This is a genomic window from Bacillus sp. FJAT-45066 (assembly GCF_002335755.1).
GTDB lineage: Bacteria > Bacillota > Bacilli > Bacillales > Bacillaceae_I > Bacillus_CD > Bacillus_CD alkalisoli.
Map to the genome: position 1 here is coordinate 3567747 of NZ_NISQ01000001.1, position 18661 is coordinate 3586407.

Genomic DNA, 18661 nt, shown 5'->3' on the forward strand with positions numbered 1-18661 from the left:
TCTTTAAGTAGTAAAAAAGAACTATTAAATCTGAATTGATTTATAGTATATTGATATAACAATCTTGCTGTAAAGTGGTGAAAACATTGAAAAAGATCGTGTCGAAGATTTTTAATAAACTAGATGAAAAAAAGAACTATGAATTGGAAGGGGACGTATTCCAATCATTTTTTATTCACCACCCAAACGCTGTATTAATGATAGATGTCCAAGGAAATATAAAACAAGCAAATCTGGCTACTACGAATTTATTTGGTTATCCAAATAAAGAGTTGGTAGGATCTTATACAAATTTTTTAGTGAAAAATACAGATGAAGTGACAAAGCGATTTCAAGACACCATGGACGGAACCCCGCAAAAATTCAATTCACAAGTGAGACATAAAGGTGGATCTATTGTAGAAGTAAATATTGTGACCATTCCACTTACAACAGAAGGGCAAACGGTTGGGGTATGCTCTATCGTTCGTAATATTACAGAAGAAAAGAAATTGCAAAATAAATTTGAAACCATTAAATACTCGTTAAAACAAACGCAAACAGCCGCAAAAGTTGGAAGTTGGGAATACGATTTACAAACAAAAGAATCATACTGGTCACAAGTAGTTTACGAGATTTTTGGAATTGATATTCCAAGTGGAAACAAACCACAAATTTCGATAATGAAAATAATTCATCCTGATGACCGAGAAGTATATGAGAAACAATTACTCGAAACAAAAGCAACAGGACAAAGTTACAGTATTGAATATCGAATTATGAAGCCAAACGGCCAAGTGGCAATTGTGAATGAACAAGCGGACGTTTTATTTAATGAAGCGGGCAATAAAAGCAGGCTAATTGGTACCATATATGATGTAACAGAACAAAGAAATGCAGAACAAGAACTAGCACAAAAAGAAAAAGACACAAAACTAGTATACGAAAGTTTAGATTTAGGAATATGGTCGTATGATGTGGCTACCAACGCTATCGTCTATTGTTCTACAGGTGTAGAAACGATTTTAGACATACCAATAGAAGAATTTTTGTCCGGAAACATTAGGTGGCGAGACTTAGTACATGAATCAGACTTGCCTTCCTTTGATGCAACACAAGAAAGAATTCATTTCGGTAAATCGGTCGAACATGAATATCGGGTTGTGTTACCAAATGGGGAAACGAAATGGTTGTTAGACCAAACTACACCTGCGTTGGACGATGTCGGAGAAGTGTTACGAATAAATGGCGTTATAACCGACATTACGGCTCTAAAAGAACTGCTACATAAAGTAGAAATGATAGCGAAGGAAGACTTCTTAACTGGCCTACCTAACAGGCGTGCTTTAGAAGAAGAATTAGAAACGCTTATTATCGATGCTCGTAGCACTTCAGAAAAGTTTGCTGTCGTATTTTTAGATATGGATCGCTTTAAATATATTAACGATACACTTGGACACACAATTGGAGACAAAGTTGTACAAGAAATAGCAGATCGACTAAATGAATATAAAGAAGCGGGTCATTTCGTATCAAGAGTAGGCGGAGACGAGTTTATCTTAATATTCCGTCACATACAAGAACGGGACGAGCTTCATGATATTGCTCAACATTTATTGGAAAAAGTAAGACACCAATTTGTTGTAGACGAGTTTGAGCTTGTATTATCTTGTTGTATTGGCGTGACAGTATTCCCGGTGGATGGGGAAGACAAGGCGACATTAATGAAAAACGCCGATGTTGCCATGTACCGAGCAAAAGAATTAGGAAAGAACGATTATCAAATTTTCACACAAAACATGAACGTAAAAGTATACCAACAATATACGTTAGAAAGAGATATGCGAAAAGCACTCACAAACGGTGAACTGACGGTTTTTTATCAAGCGAAAGTTAAACCGCGCAATAACTTACTAGTTGGAGCGGAGGCGCTTATTCGTTGGGAACATCCGACGTGGGGCATGGTTTCACCAGGTGAATTTATCCCGATTGCTGAAGAAACAGGGTTAATTCATGAAATGGGTGACTTCGTTATTGAAATGGTATGCAAGCAAATACGTGAATGGCTGGATGATGACGTTCCGGTAGTACCAGTTTCTGTTAATATTTCTCCTTTCCGTTTTTTACGGAAAGGATTAGTGTCAACGGTAAAAAAACTGTTAAAAACGTACGATATTCCTGGTGATTTACTGGAATTTGAAATAACGGAAAGTTCTTTGTTTCATAACGAAGAACTTGTGCTAAGAAGTATAAAGGAGTTACGTGAATTAGGCATCAAAATAGCGCTAGATGATTTCGGAACAGGCTACTCTTCTATGACAAGGCTAAAGGGGTTAGACTTAGACGTATTAAAGATTGATCGAAGTTTTATAAAAGATGTGGAAGAGTGTAAAAAAAGTGCCATCATTCTAGATTCGCTCCTTTTAATTGGAAAAGGGCTAAACATTGACGTTGTAGTAGAGGGAGTAGAAACACAACAACAACTACAATTATTAAAACAAAAAGGTTGCGAAATTATTCAAGGGTACATTTTCAGTAAACCGATACCAGCAAGCGATTTTACACCGATGCTTGTGAAGAAAAAAATCACTCCGAATGATGACAGGAAAGAAGTTGTTAATAGTGAACGCCGAAAATTTCTCCGTATTGATTTAGATCCTCATTTAGAATCGGATATGACGGTTGTAGAAATTAACGGTAAACGTGTCGATCTTGGAAAGATGCTTGTTGCGATGGAAAATATCGGGCTCGGTGGCTCATGCTTTCTTTCTCATATTCAATTGCCAGTTCGACCGGACTTAATATTAAGAATTGGTACAGAGATTAACGGCGAAAAAATAGAGTATCCTGGTAAAATTGTTTGGAAACAAGAAGCTGCAGACAATTATTACTACTATGGTGTTGAGTTTTTAATAGATGAAAACGAAAGAGAAAAACTATCGAAACTATTGAATCGAGTTATGCTTCAATTAAAACAAACACTTGTGATACCAAATTCCAGAACCATTGACGAGAGCGTTTGGACGTTTTTAAAGAAAGTGAAAGAAAGTTAGCTTTAGAAGCTAGAGGTTGGGACAGAAGTATATGAAGAGTAGGAAAATCCGAACAATATTCCTAATTTAAAGGAATAATTCGGATTTTTTTACTTTCTTAGCAGATGATTGGAGTGCAAGCTAAAGACACCTACGGGAAAGCGTGGTGGCCACTGAAAAAGTGGACACTATTTGTCTACTCAGATTGTATTGTTTTTTTATCGATGTCAGTTATCGCCGATAAAATATAGTTATCGCTGATATAATATAGCTTTCGCCGATAAACCAGAAGCCCTCGCCGATAGATTTGCGTTTTTCGCCGATAAAGCTCTTACTTTCGCCGATAAACTACCAAATTTCGCCGATAAAATCCGTATTATCGCCGATAAAACTTTCTTTCTACTACTCTTTTGCATAATTTTACACTCTATACCTATTAATCTTGACTTACTTTCTAAAGAAATATATATAAATGGGGCAATTCTTTGCAAATACACGGTAAAAATGTTACTTAAATCACCATTTTGATAATTAGGGGGGACTTGAAGCAAAGACAGGCTCAAATTCTTTGAAAATCCAATATGCAAATTTAACTTGTGAAAAAACAGTACAAAACGGGGTGGCAGGGAACTTATTTAGTTATGTTCCAGCCTCAAGTTTTTTTATGGATTTAGATTTAAATAGATTGGGTATATATTTTGTAAGAGATTTGCTATTTTTGTAGATTCGTGTAAAAAATAGATTGCATATACAAATAGGAATATAGTATTATATTAAGTATATTTTGTAAATTATTAGGTGGTGTAATGATTGAGAGCGGATACTAAGTTAGAATCTACTAATGATATATTAGAAGTGTTATTATATGCTTACCAACAAGGCACAGAAGATCATAATATTTCTGCGAAAGAATTAGTAGATGAGATTGGAAAAAAACTAAAAGAAATATATAAGTGAAATAGCTAAAAAGGGTCCATAGACTTAGGAAAACTTCCTAGTTCTATGAACCCTTTTTATTTTATTTAACAACATAAATTTTCATAAATAGAAAATAATAACAATATGACAAATGCAGGAGGAATCTTTATGAAACGTATTGTTATTATTTTGTTTGCAACCTTTTGTTTATTACTACAGCTACCATTACAGACATTTGCAGCACCTTCAGATCAAGAAGTAGAAACATATCTCGATGAAATTGGGTGGACAGAATACGACTTACAGCAGTACTTAGATTTTTATCATGTAAAGTTAGCTGATTTTCGAGATATTGAACAGTTAAAATCAGAACTTGGAACACCAATTACAAAAGAGAACCTACATGATTTGCTTCAATCATACGACATTACGGAAGAGGAATTAGAAATTATGCTTGCTCGTTTTGGTGAAAAAATTCAAGACTATACTTTTTTAGAAGATTTAGATATCGCGGTAGATTTTTATTTAACACATGAGGAAGAGGTAGCCAGAGCAGAAGACTTTTTCGTTTCGATGGGTTTTGAACAAGAAGAAGCACACAAAATCTTTCAACATTTGTTGCGATTGAATAACTCGCATTTAACTGCAAAGCTCTCTGAGATAAAAGAAAGTCCGAATTGGTCCAACCTTTTACACACATTTCAAGTGAATGTAGAGTTTTATACACAGGATGAAACAAATGGATTAAATAGAATTAGTAGAGATGAAATTACAGAAGCGAGTAACGTGATTGCTAGGTTTTATAATGAAGAGCAGGAGTTAATTGCGACTGCGACATTGCCAGAGAATGTGCTTTCAGAGAATTTTCTTTCTAATGCAAGTGAGGAGTTGGTGCATGTAGCACAAGTGGCGATGGAATTAAGTTCTGAGTTGTTTGGAAGTCGTATGCCGGATACAGCTACTACTTATCCACAGAATTTATTAACAGGATTCGCGTTTTTACTGGCTTCTTTTTTCTTTTTGAAAAAGTAACAAACAGGTTACACACAACTTATCCACATTATTAACAAAAAAAGTTGGACAGTTTATTATTTAGACTGTCCAACTTTTTTTATCTATATAATTATTTCCCTTGTGTTTGCAATGTCGGTTTTTCTTGTACTTTTTCTCTAAATTGAACGACTAATTCTTCACCAGTTAAACCTTCGTCTAACAAAGATTTTAACACTTTCTCGTGGAAATTGTTCGTGCGACGGAAAAGTTGTGCATCGAAAAGTACGCTAATGTGATCATTCATTTCGGAAATAGACTTAACAGTTACTTGGAAATTAGCTGGATCATTTGTTGGCTTTGAAATCGTTGCTTGCAAGTGAACTAATTCATTTGTGCCTTCATACTCACGAAACAGTTCTGTTGTTTCTGATGGCAAATAAGCCTCGATTAACCATTTTTCACCACCGAACTCTTTATTTATAATAAGTCCGTCTTCTAAAGGTAGTTTCTCAATCTCTTCCCCATCTACAAAACTTAAAGCAACTAGCTTAAATGTCTTCATCTTATCCCTCCTAAATGATCGGTAATCGGTGGTTAAAGCACCCGCGTTGCGAGAACTTTTTTCCACTACCGAATGAGCCTACAGCTCGGCCAATTGTTAGTTTGATTATAACATAATAGAACTGTAAATCATCTATGTAACTTTGTCGAAATATTATAAAAATTAGCAGGAATTGATTGTTTGTCTCTACATTTTTTTCTAAAAGTGCTATTTTTAATCAGAAAAATAGAAAACTGCCAGTAGGATTAAAATAATAGCGTATTTTACGGAATAGTCCAATGGTCATATGATAAAAGAGCAGTTTCATTTAAACAGAAAGGAGGATGACGATTGATAAATAATGTGATCCTTGTTGGAAGATTAACAAAAGATCCAGAGCTCAAGTATTTGAGTGATGGAACTGCCGTAACGTTGTTTAGTTTAGCAGTAAACAGAGGTTTTAGAAACCAATCTGGAGGTGTGGAGGCTGATTTTATTTCCATAAGATTATGGAATAAAGTAGCTGAAAATACAGCGAACCATTGTAGAAAAGGTTCGCTGGTGGGAGTAACTGGTAAAATTCAAACGAGGCGGTATGAAGATTCAAAAGGCGCAACAGTCTATGTAACCGAAGTGATTGGAGACTCTGTGCGGTTTTTAGAAAGAAAGCGGCGATCAGAAGAAAAGCGTGAAGAATCGAAGCGAGTAGAAGAAACAAAGCAACATATACATGTGTAAAAATACGGTTTAGGTCCACTAACTTGTATGTAACTTATTTGCTTACTGACAAAGAAGAGAAGATCACTTGCCTACCAATTCTATCTTCTCTTCGTATGTCATTATGAATTTCCTTTTCCAAAATAGTCAATTCCTCAAAAGATGAAAAGGATCCTCACCCCCCCACTTGTTTAAGGATGGTCTAGTCAAAGTACATCCAAATGCATAAGGACCATCCGTCTTTTACCATTCAAGTAGCGTAATTGTAAAAAAATTCAGAAAAAATAGTGCAAAATATTCAGCTTGTATGGTATATTTTACATATTATTAGAGTGAAAAAGGTAAAAACTTGTCGTATTATGGATCATTCTATTCTTCTTTGTTTTATCAAATACTGATTAATAGAAGCTATTGTATGAGGAGAGTGGCGTTGTTGCAGTATTATTTATCTTCTGTAAATTTTCATCATGAGGATGTAGTGAGGAAAAGTAATAGAAATGAAGTGTGTGTATTTGTTATTGAACTACAAGATACGCAGATAGAGCGGGGCAGCCAAATTGCGGAAGCCTTTTATCAGGCAACCTATTTGACGAAATGGATAAAAGACGGAGAAGAGGCAAAAGAAGGGGAGAGCAACTTATCGAAATTTTGCTCCTACTATGCAAGTGCAGTAGAACTACAATTTCGTGCTACTGACCTATCTGGCCATATAATCCAATTAAATATTGACTTAGACTCGTTAAAAGTTAAGGTTTCTTCTTATTTCTGGCGAAAAAATAAGCGATCCTATATCAAATGTGAAAGCGAAGAAAAAGTAAAGCCAGCTACCATACTAGACTTGTTGAATAGGATATACATAAAAAAAGAAAACAAAATCCTTCACTTAACACAAGGAAACTTCCCAATTCTTAACCCGAAATAAACATCAAGGATCTTATGAAGTTCAATCATAAGAAATTATTAAGTCAAGATGAACTTCATAAGCCGTATGAAGTTCACCAACAACAAATCTCAAAGCCAAAATGAACTTCATAAACCTTATGAAGTTCAATCACACCAAATTTCAAAGCCAAAATGAACTTCATAGCCCTTATGAAGTTCAATCACACCAAATTTCAAAGCCAAAATGAACTTCATAAGCCATATGAAGTTCAAAGACAACAAATTTCAAAGCCAAAATGAACTCCCAAGGCTTTTTTGTCCCAGCCTCAACCATCAACGTTACCTTAACACTAACAACTCAGCCAACTCTTCATTGGAAAGCTCCGTAATCCAATTCTCACTCGTAATAATTTGGTCATTCAACGACTGCTTACTATCAATCATCGCATCAATTTTCTCTTCTAACGTACCTGTTGTAATAAACTTATGCACATGTACAAAACGCTTCTGTCCAATTCGATACGCTCTATCTGTAGCTTGATTTTCCACCGCAGGATTCCACCAACGATCATAATGAATAACATGATTTGCTGCAGTTAAGTTAAGCCCAGTTCCACCAGCCTTTAACGACAAAACGAGCACTTTAAACTCGCCAGCTTGGAATCGTTCAATTAACTTGTCGCGGTTACCCTTTACAACACTTCCGTGTAAAAACTCCACCTTCTCACCAAGCAACTCACTTAACGTATCGACAATCATATTACCCATCGAAATATACTGGGTGAAAATGAGACAACTTTCCTCACGCTCATCAATGTTTTGCACTAACTCTACAAGCTTTTCCATCTTATTAGAACGAGAAACCAAATCACGCCACTCAGTCTCTTTCAAATACAAACTAGGATGATTGCACACTTGCTTTAACTGCCCAAGCATCTTCAACACTAGCCCGCGACGCTGAATTCCCGCTAACTTATTCACTTGATCTAACGTCTCTTTCACTAACTGCTCATAAATCGATGCCTGCTCCACCGTTAATGGACAATACTCTTTTTGCTCTTGTTTGTCAGGCAAATTAAGCGCCACTTGCTCATCCTTTTTCGTTCGACGCAATAAAAATGGCTGAATTAACTTTTGTAACTGACCTACTTTTTCTTTATTTTGCTCCCGCTCAATCGGCACAACAAACTGACGATGAAACGCACCTAAAGAACCGAGATACGTTGGATTAATAAAATCAAAAATCGCCCACAGTTCCGCCAATCTATTTTCCATCGGCGTACCTGTTAACGCAATATGATGTTCGCCCCGCAACTTTCGGGCAGCTTGCGACTGTTTCGTATCACTATTTTTAATGTTTTGTGCCTCATCCAAACAAACCGTCGACCAACGAACACGTGTTAACTCTTCGACATCTAAATAAGAAATTGCATACGACGTTAACACAACGTCCGCACCTTGAATGGACTCAACAAAACGGTCACCTTTCGCACGATTCCCGCCGTAATGCAACATAACATTCAACGATGGCGCAAACTTTTCCAGTTCCTTCTGCCAGTTACCAAGCACAGAAGTTGGCGCAACAATAAGGACAGGCTCATCCACACCTTCTTCCTTACACGTTAAAAAGTACGCTATCAACTGTATCGTCTTCCCAAGTCCCATATCATCGGCCAAACAAGCCCCAAACCCATACTTTCGCAAAAACATGAGCCATCCAGCCCCGTGCTGCTGGTACGGCCTTAACTCACCTTGAAACCCTGCTGGTGTAACAAATGATTGCACTTCTTTTCCTTCATACAACTTCTTGAAAAGCTTTTGCACTTCACCCGTCATTTCGATCGTCATATCCGAAACTGCGTTGTCATCCAAACCGTCCGCACCCACGCCAGACTGCGCACTATTTTTAATCAAATCCTCAAACGAAATCCCGTTTTGCTCCGCTTCCTCCATCATTTTGCGAATTTGCTGAATAAACGAAGGATCAAGCGCGACCCATTCTCCTCCAATTCGTACAAGACGACGGTTCTGTTCGACAAGCGCCAAAAACTCTTCTTCAGACAACTCTTTATTTTTAGTAGAAAAACGCCACTCAAAGTTCACGAGCGACTGCAAACCGACAAATGACTTTCCACTTACTTTCGGCGTCGTTACCCGCGCCTTCACCTTCAAGCGCGACTCCCTTACAGCCTGCCACCACGAAGGCAACAAAATAAACGCTCCAACTTGCATTAACTTCTCACTATCTTCTATGAGAAAATGCCACGCCGAATCTTCCGCTAACGAACCTTTTATGTCGCCTGCCGTAAATAGGGTTGGTGTCACATGCGCCCATTTATTGTACGTTCGCACAACACTATCCAACGCGCCTTTATATTTAGCTGGCAATCGGTCAACACCGTAAACATATAACGTTTCTGACTTTTTATCTTTTAATAGTGTTTCTAACTTCCAATCCACTTCATCTTCTTCTGGCTCCACAATCCGTAAGCCGACAGTAAACGGAGTCGTATCTTTATACCAGCCAATGTCCCATAGCCAATCTTCTTTCTCTTGATACAACTCTCTTAACTTTTCGTCTTCTAATAATGCGAGGGAGAACTTTTCCACACTCGGCCAAAATGGTCGTAAAAACTCAACCTTTTCTTCCTTTAATAACTCAAACATAACAGAAGTAAGCCACTCTTCTAAAAAAGATAAACGAGGGGACAATAGATTATTTTTTTCTATGTAAGCATGTGCATCTTCGGTGAGTGTAAACTGAAACGCTCCGTGCTTCCATGAACGAAAATCAGGCTCTATCATCTTTTCTTCTAAAAATTGAGTCATCGTCGGAGCGAGTAGTCTAAAAAGTTCTGACTGATCACACCACTCCACATGGAAAAAGGAATTTTCTTTCATATCCGTAAAAAGTTCCAATGCTTCGTAAGGAGAGATAAAGATACCGTTTACCCCATCAAAGCTTTCTATTTTTACGTTCGTTCCATAGAAAGAACTTTCATGCCACGTAAATAAAAAGGAAACGTACTGTTCCGGAGCAACAACACGTCCGTTATCTTCGGCAAACAAGAAAAACTGGTTCGTATCTTCTATGTAATTTGTTTGGATTAATAAATTGTTTATCATGTAAGAATCTTTCCTTTAACCATTTCTTCTTGGAGAGAACGAAGGCGTTTCGTTCGTTGTTGGAATTGCTCAAAATATGTTTCCCATACGTGTAGCTTTTTTTCTTTTTTATATATTTGCTGTAGCTTTTTCAAATATCTCACAGCTAACTTATAGCTTTTACGATTCCGTTCAGCCACGGTTTTCTCCACACATTGATGATAGAGCGGAAGTAAGGCAGCAGGACGTGTTTTCATAATTTCTTTTAGTTTATAGGAATCAATCGAACTAATATCAAAACCTAACCATAACTGCAAATCTGTCCAATGATAAAACTGTTCCGTTTCAAACAGATGCCATTCAAACTCTCTGTAGCTATATGGCATTAGTTTTTCTAATGCGTGTATGTAAAAAGCGTCGTTCTCTGTTTCGTTTGTCGCTTCATTTATATAATTTAACAACTTCCCAGCTAGCCTGCGTTTTTCGTAATAGCCAGGCTCGTTATGAATATAGGCAAACAACATTTTATCTGTCTGTTCAAGCCAATCCATCATTTGTTTCCAAGCGTTTTTCTCTGCTAATTTTGCAAGCCAATAAAAAACAAAAGGGGCTGCTTCGTCGTTTAACTCATTCAGTAGGGAGATGGCTTCTTTGTCTTTTTTTAATAGAAAATTCATATGTATTTTCGCTAATGTAACAGGTAAACTTACACCTGTTAATTCAGCTAGTTCAGCTGACGTCCAATTACGGCGTGAATAAACATCGCTCCAAAGTTGCTCGAACATCATAAACTTTTGTTTTAGGAACGCTTCGTCTTCAGATAGGTAAAATTCACGTGCAATACTTCTACTTTCTTTTAATAAGTCATCAAGCCCAAAGGACATCGCGTGATGAAGTAAAGCACGCGTTTCGTTCTCTGCAAGCTCAACAAAATGATTTAATACACTTTCGATGTAAGCACGAGGATGATGTTCTTCTTCCTTTATCACTTGTTCCATGCAAAAAATCGCAGCATGCACTTTGAAGAGCGGACTAATTTCCGCAACTTTTGGCGCTTTTTTAAGGATTTGGTGATAAAAAACGTGGACGATGCCAGTTAAATATGTGTTATTTTGCGGCATCGATCGTTTAAATTGTTCATGTTCTGCGTTGACGAAGGTTAGCCAACTTTTTAAGGAGTCTTCCTTATATGTAGAAACTAAATTTTGTATCGTGTTATTGTAGCCGGCTTGTTTCCATTGTTCGATTAATTGGGATACTGGTTTTGTTTCGGCCCAAATGGACACGAAAACCGCTATTTGGTGTTGGCAAATGGTGTTTGCTCCACAGGAACAGCGGCTAAGTTCCAATAAGTCACTGTCCATTAAAACGTGACGAACTTGCGAGCGATCGCGAACTTTTCCGAAAATGTTCGTTCCTTCTTCGTATGCATTTATGACCGAATTTTCCCGGAATAATTGGAGCCCGTTTTTTAACAGTTCACGATTATGGGTGTTTGTTAGCGGATATTCTTCCATTAATAATGTAGCAAACTGATCCATTTTACTTTTCACCCCTTGTGGTTCGTCCTTTTTCTATAGTCTGCGTTGAAGACCGCTGTTGATTTCCGTGCAAGGCTTCGCTTTCCGCGGGCGGGTCGGGAGCCTCCTCGGCGCGCAAACGCCTGTGGGGTCTCCCGCACCCCGCTTCTCCCGCAGGAGTCTCAGCCTCGCACGGAAATCAACAGCTAGTTATGGGTTTGAAAAAACACTAAAACACCCAAATATTAAATTTGATTTTTTATATTTCCAAAGGAAAAGGCCTACATGTTAGGTAGACCTTGTTTGTGGGACGGAGCCCTTCTTTTTATTATAGGTTTTTTGAGAGAGTTAAACAACCGTGCAGCGTGTAATTAATCGATCGCGATGTTGAAGTCTGTTGTAGCTTCTGTATGTTTATCCGCTGTGAATATAAATGTAATGGTGTACGAACCGTTCGGTAAGTCATCTGTCACTTCTTCCATTGGAACTTCATACGTTAGCGAATCGCCTTCGGCTAATAATGTTTCTCTAATAGCTTGCGTATACATCATATCGTCCGAAAGTTGTTTCACTTTTGCACCATTACTATCAAACACAATGTAATCAATCTCTTGACCAGAAGAAAAGACAATATCAACATCTCCGCCAGTTTCGTTCGTTATTGTAAAAATAAATGTTTCTCCTTTAAACTCAGCTGTACTTTGTAATTCCTCTGACACTTCTCTTGGATCTTCTACTTCTTTGCGCTTTTCTTCTCCGCTACCAGTTGTAGGGGGTTGTTCCGTTGGTGAAGTGGAACCTGTCCCACATGCAGAAAGAATTAGTAAAAATATTATGGATAAAAACGCCCATTTTTTCATGTTTAGCCCTCCAGTTTCATTCTTTTTTATAAAGCATATGTTCCATATGGCTAGTAGATAAGATGGAAAACACTTTGTTTGTCCCTTTGAAAACTTAGACGTGATTTAGTATAAAAGGTTACAAGGTTACAACTTAGTTTTTCCCTTTCAGCATTGGGCATAAACCCAATTATGAAACCAGTTCAGGTGAATGGGAATAGACTGTAGTAAAAATAGATGATGAAGAGGTGAAAGCGTGTGAAAATTGTATTAGATGCAGGTCATGGTTATCAAACGGCAGGTAAACGAACGCCAGATGGTATGCGGGAATATGAATTTAATCGTGCTGTTGCCATTTACGCTCGAGAGGAACTACAGCGGTATGAAAACGTGCAAGTGTTGTTCACACATTCAGATGAACGAGATGTTCAACTTCAAGAAAGAACGAACCGAGCTAACAGCTGGGGAGCAAATGTATTCGTCTCAATTCACGCAAATGCTTTTGGTAATGGAGGCTGGAATACAGCTCAAGGAATAGAAACGTATGTGCACAATGTGACAAGCTCAAGGTCGATTGGAGTGGCAAGAACGGTTCACCGTTCATTAATTCAAGCGACAGGACGAAAAGACCGAGGTGTGAAAGAAGCGAACTTCCATGTTTTAAGAGAAACGAACATGCCAGCTATCCTTTGTGAATGTGGTTTCATGACCTATTATCCCGAAGCACAATTATTAAAAACGGAAAGTTATCGTCGCACATGTGCAAAAGCAATTGTTGACGGTTTAGTAGCTTACTATAATCTAAGACTAAGGCCGCAAGTTGGCGGAGTCACTAGACCTCCAGGCAGTGGTCTATACAAAGTGCAAGTTGGCGCATTCCGAGCAAAAGAAAATGCAACCGATCTAGAGCGCCGTTTACAAAGCAGAGGCTACAGCACGTTCGTCTTTTTAGATCAAGGACTGTACAAAGTGCAAGTAGGTGCTTTCTCAGAAAAACGAAACGCCGAAAACCTAGCCACACGACTAAGGACAGACGGCTTTGACACATTCATTGCATTCGAAAGAAGATAGAAAAGAGGCTGAATAGGGGCAGCCTCTTTTTCTATTGGGAATAGTTAATGAATGATGCGAATGTATATAATAATCTAGCTGTTGATTTCCGTGCAAGGCTGAGACTCCTCGAAAATGCTACCGCATTTTCTTCGTGCGATGAATCGCTGCCGTAGCCTTCCTTGTCCTGCGGGAGTAGCGGGAAACGGGAGACCCCGCAGGCGCGAATGCGTCGAGGAGTAGGTTTTTTCACGACAGTGAAAATAACCTTCCTTTTTCCCGCCCGCGGAAAGCGAAGCCTTGCACGGAAATCAACTGCGGTCTTTAAGATAGCATATAAAAAAGAAAACCATTGTCATTCACCCAAATAATTTATATGATAAAAGTAATATAAATTTAGAATATTTCGTACATAAAGCACTACTGGAAGGATGAACAATCAATGAGACGTATATTTACATTAGAAAATGTCAAAAAAGTATTTAATGGCCTTTGCTTTATTTTGTCTTTATTATTACTACTTTATAACGTTAGTATCGTTGGATATTTCTATCTCATTATCAGATTTGGAAACGAACTAGGATCACAATATTATACATACATTAGCTTAATCGGTTTAGCTCTCATCTTAATCCCATTGTTACTAAAAATACCACGACAAAAGTTTTATCATGTTGCGCTAATTGTTTGTCATTTACTTGCTGCCAGTCTCCCATTTTTAATGATGAAATTTGCAGACGTACTTTCTACATTCTAATCAATGCTTTATACTAAATGAAAGAAAAGAATCGGAGGGTAGTTAAATGAAAAAGAGCATGGCAGTTGCCATTATTTTTATCATTGCTGGGCTTTCTTTTGTTGGATACGGATTATTTGAAAAAATAAAAATGGACAAAAAGACAGAGCAAGCGATGGAAGTTGCGTTAGATATAATCTCCAATAGAGCTAGTGCCAATGGAGACGATTTATTAACAAAACCGGATGACTGGAATCCAGGGTTCGGAGATGTTGTTGGATTATTACAAATTGAAAGAATTAACGCCAAACTACCGATCGTTGCGGGTACAGATCCAGATGACCTTGAAAAAGGGGTAGGCCATTACACAGGTTCATCGTACCCTGGAGAAATTGGGCAAATTGTATTGTCTGGTCATCGTGATACTGTTTTTAGAAGACTAGGTGAACTGCAAATGGGCGACGAATTTGTTGTCGCAATGCCGTATGGTGATTTCGTTTACGAAATTTATGATTATAAAATAGTGGATGCGGATGATCTATCTATTATTACATTACAAAAAGAAAAAGAAGATTTACTATTAACGACATGCTATCCATTTAGTTTTGTCGGAAATGCACCAGACCGATATATTCTATATGCTAAACCGAAAAAACCTTAAGAAAAGCATGTGCATTTATACTGTACATGCTTTTTCTTTTAGGCCAACAAGTGATAGGGTCTAGACTATATTAGAATAATGTTATAAACTCCCACAACAGTTCGACAAAACTAGACATAAGATGCTAATGAAATAATTATTTCACTATGTTACTATTAAGATAGTAAAAAAGACTAGGTCGAGGAGTAGGTCATATGATAGATATTCATTGCCATATACTACCTTCTTTAGATGATGGAGCTAGCCATATGACAGAAAGTGTGGAAATGGCGCGAGAGGCTGTTAAACAAGGGATAACAACGATTGTTGCTACTCCGCATCATTTAAATGGTAGTTTTGAAAACGATAAAATGACAATATTAAATAAAGTAATAGAATTAAACGAACGTTTAGCAAAGGAAGGAATAGATCTCACCATTTTACCTGGACAAGAGTGCCGGATTATTGGTGAATTAGTTGCGGAATATAATAAGGGGTCCATTCTAACAGCTAATGATAATGGAAAGTACATCTTCATCGAATTACCTTCCAATTCTGTACCACTTTATACAGAAAAGTTGTTGTTTGACTTACAACTAAACGGTTTAATTCCAGTCATCGTTCACCCAGAGCGCAACGCCGAATTCATTTCTAATCCAGATAAACTTTACCAATTAGTGAAAAAAGGGGCATGCACACAAATCACCGCTTCTAGTCTAGTAGGGAAGTTTGGGAAGAACATAAAAAAATTCACGCATAACTTAATCGAAGCAAATTTAACGCATTTCATTGCATCGGATGCTCATAACATTAAAACGAGATCCTTTTTCTTAGCCGAAGCGTATGAAGAAATTGAAGCTAAGTACGGAAAGAGCATAAGATACATGTTCATGGAAAATGCCGAACTTTTAGTTGAAGGCGAAACAATCTACAAAGAAGCACCAGAGCGAGTGAAAAAGAAGAAGTTGTTTGGAGTTTTTAACATTTAAGTGTAGCAATCATTTAAGAGTCTCGGCCTTCTCGTAGGCGTAGGCTCTTTTTTTCTACTAAAAAAACCCTTACAAGTGCAGCACACTCATAAGGGGACATTCTTAATCTAGTTCTAAATGTTCACGTAGTGTATTAGAAATTTCTAAACGGTTTTCCTCCGGTACTACTAAATACCAAATTTTATCGATTGTTTGTCCAGTTCCTTTAATCTCGTGCTGAACTAAGTCATGGCGAGATTCTTTGTAGTTTGCTTGAACTTCTACCATTTCGTCAAATGTTAAGTTTGTTTTAATGTTATTTCCTAAAGCATCTAAAATATCACCAAATCTAGTAATAGAAGAAAAACTTGCTCCTTTATCAATAACACCTTTTAAGACTAAACGTTGACGCTCTTGACGACCGAAGTCACCACGCGGGTCTTGCTTACGCATTTGAACAAAATTTAATGCGCCTTTTCCATCTAGCTCGATCGGTCCTTTATTGTATCTTTGCCCACCTTGTGTAAACTCTAACGGGTTATTAACAGTAATTCCGCCAACTGCATCCACGATATCTTTGAAGCTATCCATATTAACTTTGAAATAATAGTCAATCGGGATATTTAAAAAGTTCTCGACTGTATCTACGGACATTTCTACACCGCCAAATGCATAAGCATGGTTGATTTTATCTAAATAACCACGACCAATAATTTCTGTACGTGTGTCGCGTGGAATACTAAGCATTTGTACAGATTGTTTATTTGGGTTAACCGTCAATACAATCATCGTATCCGAACGACCACGGTCTCCAGGGCGCTCGTCCACACCTAACACTAAGAAAGATAGAGGTTCTTTTTTCTTGAAATCAACACGTTGTGGCACATCACGATTTAATGGTTCGTGCATGCTAGCTACTGTTTGTTCTAATGATTTATATATTGTAAATGCGTATATTCCGACAGCGATAGTTGCTACACTAAAAATTCCGACAATCGTCCAAAGTACTTTTCTCTTCTTGAATGCTTCTAACATAATCAGCTTCCTTTAACTGTAATTTTACAATTCATTATGATTATATTCAGTTCTACATCATAACACAATATATATAACGGATTTCCAGTGAAAAAGTTCCGTATTTTTATATATTTTGTATTATTTTGTAGAAAAAGTACTACTTTTTTTAGTATATTAGGGTAGAGGTGGTAAAATGAGGAACATATTTGTGATAATAGTTGCATTCGTTTGTTTAGGTGCATTAGTTTTCGGACAAATACAATGGAACAATAAGCTGAAAAGTGCAGCAACAGCAACACAAGCAACTATAAATAAGGAAAATACAACATCTGTAGAGCCAGTGGAAAAGGAAAAACCGATACAAACGGAAGAAATAACGCCATTAGACTATGCAAGAAAGTTAGACTCTCCTTTACGAGAATTGCTTGTAAATCGAATTGCTAATGATAAGAAAGTAGAACTAGTGATTATCGGCTCTAAAGGTTTGAGCTCTATCGAATATACTGTCTGGCATGAAATAGTAGAAAAAGAGCTAGATGAGGTGTACGGTAACACTTTTACTGTTTCCGTAGTTGAACTCGAAGGTAAGAGGAGTAACGAAGTACTACATGAAAACTTACATATTAATACTATTACAAACACACCAGATATAATTCTATTAGAACCTTTTACCATTAATGATAACGGATTTATTGCAGTACCAAGAAGACTTAGTAACTTAGAAACAATGATACAAGACTTTCAACAATTAAATGAAAATGTACTTGTTCTTTTACAACCATCCATCCCAATACATAATGCTAGATTTTACCCCGGGGAAGAAGAAACATTAAGAGAATATGCATTAGAACAAGGTTATATATATTTAAATCATTGGGAAAATTGGCCAGAATATACAGATGAGGAAGTATTAAATTACTTAAATTCAGACCGCTCTAACCCGAATCAAATCGGCCATGACGCATGGGCGCAATATATTATGGACTATTTTCTCAAAAAGGAAGAGTAAAGGAAAAGGGATTGGGACAAAACTATTTATATATAAAGACAAATGATAATATGTAAGGAAGTAATAATGTAACGGAACTTTTCTAATGCCGCAGATGATTGGAGCGCAAGCCTTCGCTTTCCGCGGGCGGTCTCGTGAGCCTCCTCGGCGCAAGCGCCTGTGGGGTCTCACTTAACACGCTTTCCCGCAGGAGTCTTCGGCTTGCGCTCCAATCACCTGCTGGAAAGTTAAGAATGTAAAATTCCATTTTGAAAAAATAAAAAGATCCGAAATACCCTTGATTTATTAGTGTTAATGTTCGTATTTTACTTATATTAATTTAGTTTTTACCCAGCCTCTTTTTCGTTTACCAAAACTTACCTAAAACAACAATCCATATAATATAAGTAATAAAAAACAGTCCGCTCGCTGAATACGCTAAAATCTGTCCTTGCTTCGTTCGGTTAGAAATATGCAAGATGAACAAGCAAGGTATAAGTATCCAAGGAACTAATAAAATAAAAGAAAGTAAATACATACTAATAGAACCATGATCTCTGGCCAACAAAAAGGTTAGTGAAGGGATAGCAATAAAAATAGGACATAACCCAATAAGGATTATCGACCTAATCCAAAAAGAATGGAAAAACTCACTAATAGCACCCCAATCGACCTCATGAACTTTTATCTTCCTTATATATGGTAAAATTCTCTCTGTAATTGCAGCCAACGCTCT

At 37.2% G+C, this 18661-nt stretch carries 16 protein-coding genes; 10 read left to right on the forward strand and 6 right to left on the reverse strand.

Annotation, left to right across the window (positions count from 1 at the left end; genetic code table 11):
* The first annotated feature begins 86 nt into the window (after positions 1-86).
* From CDZ92_RS17870 to CDZ92_RS17875, 3 genes are all read left to right on the forward strand, one after another.
* Entirely contained in the window at positions 87-3032 is a 2946-nt protein-coding gene (locus tag CDZ92_RS17870) for an EAL domain-containing protein (protein WP_096156553.1), read from the forward strand.
* Positions 3033-3821: 789 nt separating this feature from the next.
* The gene (locus CDZ92_RS20135) at positions 3822-3968 is read left to right on the forward strand and encodes a hypothetical protein (RefSeq protein WP_157842666.1); all 147 of its coding nucleotides are present in this window, start codon (positions 3822-3824) and stop codon (positions 3966-3968) included.
* 129 nt (positions 3969-4097) lie between these two features.
* Complete coding sequence (locus CDZ92_RS17875; protein ID WP_176483811.1) at positions 4098-4961, forward strand: processed acidic surface protein; 864 nt, start codon at positions 4098-4100, stop codon at positions 4959-4961.
* 91 nt (positions 4962-5052) lie between these two features.
* Here CDZ92_RS17875 and CDZ92_RS17880 read toward each other — a convergent pair whose 3' ends face one another.
* Positions 5053-5484, reverse strand: coding sequence for a YwpF family protein (locus tag CDZ92_RS17880; RefSeq protein ID WP_096156555.1), 432 nt, complete (start codon positions 5482-5484; stop codon positions 5053-5055).
* Between the two features lie 330 nt (positions 5485-5814).
* Here CDZ92_RS17880 and ssb point away from each other — a divergent pair, with 330 nt between their 5' ends.
* Entirely contained in the window at positions 5815-6201 is a 387-nt protein-coding gene (gene ssb / locus CDZ92_RS17885; RefSeq protein WP_096156556.1) for a single-stranded DNA-binding protein, read from the forward strand.
* A gap of 409 nt (positions 6202-6610) precedes the next feature.
* Entirely contained in the window at positions 6611-7102 is a 492-nt protein-coding gene (locus CDZ92_RS17890; protein WP_176483812.1) for a hypothetical protein, read from the forward strand.
* A gap of 299 nt (positions 7103-7401) precedes the next feature.
* Here CDZ92_RS17890 and CDZ92_RS17895 read toward each other — a convergent pair whose 3' ends face one another.
* The 3 genes from CDZ92_RS17895 to CDZ92_RS17905 form a co-directional block, all read right to left on the reverse strand.
* On the reverse strand, positions 7402-10188 hold the full coding sequence (locus tag CDZ92_RS17895) for a DEAD/DEAH box helicase (RefSeq protein WP_096156558.1): 2787 nt from the start codon (positions 10186-10188) through the stop codon (positions 7402-7404).
* The gene (locus tag CDZ92_RS17900; RefSeq protein ID WP_096156559.1) at positions 10185-11708 is read right to left on the reverse strand and encodes a hypothetical protein; all 1524 of its coding nucleotides are present in this window, start codon (positions 11706-11708) and stop codon (positions 10185-10187) included. Before CDZ92_RS17900 ends, CDZ92_RS17895 begins: the two co-directional genes overlap by 4 nt.
* Positions 11709-12058: 350 nt before the next feature.
* Positions 12059-12547, reverse strand: a complete 489-nt coding sequence (locus CDZ92_RS17905; protein WP_096156560.1) for a BsuPI-related putative proteinase inhibitor — start codon at positions 12545-12547, stop codon at positions 12059-12061.
* A gap of 237 nt (positions 12548-12784) precedes the next feature.
* Between CDZ92_RS17905 and CDZ92_RS17910 the strand changes: the two genes are divergently transcribed.
* The 4 genes from CDZ92_RS17910 (at position 12785) to CDZ92_RS17930 (ending at position 15941) form a co-directional block, all read left to right on the forward strand.
* Positions 12785-13597: an N-acetylmuramoyl-L-alanine amidase gene (locus CDZ92_RS17910; RefSeq protein WP_096156561.1), complete on the forward strand. Its 813-nt coding sequence runs from the start codon at positions 12785-12787 to the stop codon at positions 13595-13597.
* 421 nt (positions 13598-14018) lie between these two features.
* Positions 14019-14333, forward strand: a complete 315-nt coding sequence (locus tag CDZ92_RS17920; RefSeq protein ID WP_096156563.1) for a hypothetical protein — start codon at positions 14019-14021, stop codon at positions 14331-14333.
* A gap of 46 nt (positions 14334-14379) precedes the next feature.
* Positions 14380-14973, forward strand: a complete 594-nt coding sequence (locus CDZ92_RS17925) for a class D sortase (RefSeq protein WP_096156564.1) — start codon at positions 14380-14382, stop codon at positions 14971-14973.
* Between the two features lie 194 nt (positions 14974-15167).
* Positions 15168-15941, forward strand: a complete 774-nt coding sequence (locus CDZ92_RS17930; RefSeq protein ID WP_096156565.1) for a tyrosine-protein phosphatase — start codon at positions 15168-15170, stop codon at positions 15939-15941.
* 102 nt (positions 15942-16043) lie between these two features.
* Here CDZ92_RS17930 and tagU read toward each other — a convergent pair whose 3' ends face one another.
* Positions 16044-16955, reverse strand: a complete 912-nt coding sequence (gene tagU / locus CDZ92_RS17935) for a polyisoprenyl-teichoic acid--peptidoglycan teichoic acid transferase TagU (protein WP_096156566.1) — start codon at positions 16953-16955, stop codon at positions 16044-16046.
* Positions 16956-17130: 175 nt separating this feature from the next.
* Here tagU and CDZ92_RS17940 point away from each other — a divergent pair, with 175 nt between their 5' ends.
* The gene (locus CDZ92_RS17940) at positions 17131-17946 is read left to right on the forward strand and encodes an SGNH/GDSL hydrolase family protein (protein ID WP_096156567.1); all 816 of its coding nucleotides are present in this window, start codon (positions 17131-17133) and stop codon (positions 17944-17946) included.
* A gap of 346 nt (positions 17947-18292) precedes the next feature.
* On the opposite strand, the gene CDZ92_RS17945 is transcribed toward CDZ92_RS17940, so the two are convergent.
* Positions 18293-18655 carry a hypothetical protein gene (locus CDZ92_RS17945; RefSeq protein WP_096156568.1) on the reverse strand — a complete coding sequence of 121 codons (363 nt, stop codon included), beginning with the start codon at positions 18653-18655 and terminating at the stop codon, positions 18293-18295.
* Positions 18656-18661: the final 6 nt, after the last annotated feature.

What these genes read in the sequence shown, in the direction of transcription:
- CDZ92_RS17875 (WP_176483811.1), top strand. Translation starts at nt 4,098, where the DNA reads ATGAAACGTATTGTTATTATTTTGTTTGCAACCTTTTGTTTATTACTA.
- CDZ92_RS17880 (WP_096156555.1), bottom strand. Translation starts at nt 5,484, where the DNA reads ATGAAGACATTTAAGCTAGTTGCTTTAAGTTTTGTAGATGGGGAAGAG.
- CDZ92_RS17895 (WP_096156558.1), bottom strand. Translation starts at nt 10,188, where the DNA reads ATGATAAACAATTTATTAATCCAAACAAATTACATAGAAGATACGAAC.
- CDZ92_RS17900 (WP_096156559.1), bottom strand. Translation starts at nt 11,708, where the DNA reads ATGGATCAGTTTGCTACATTATTAATGGAAGAATATCCGCTAACAAAC.
- CDZ92_RS17905 (WP_096156560.1), bottom strand. Translation starts at nt 12,547, where the DNA reads ATGAAAAAATGGGCGTTTTTATCCATAATATTTTTACTAATTCTTTCT.
- CDZ92_RS17920 (WP_096156563.1), top strand. Translation starts at nt 14,019, where the DNA reads ATGAGACGTATATTTACATTAGAAAATGTCAAAAAAGTATTTAATGGC.
- CDZ92_RS17925 (WP_096156564.1), top strand. Translation starts at nt 14,380, where the DNA reads ATGAAAAAGAGCATGGCAGTTGCCATTATTTTTATCATTGCTGGGCTT.
- CDZ92_RS17930 (WP_096156565.1), top strand. Translation starts at nt 15,168, where the DNA reads ATGATAGATATTCATTGCCATATACTACCTTCTTTAGATGATGGAGCT.
- tagU (WP_096156566.1), bottom strand. Translation starts at nt 16,955, where the DNA reads ATGTTAGAAGCATTCAAGAAGAGAAAAGTACTTTGGACGATTGTCGGA.
- CDZ92_RS17940 (WP_096156567.1), top strand. Translation starts at nt 17,131, where the DNA reads ATGAGGAACATATTTGTGATAATAGTTGCATTCGTTTGTTTAGGTGCA.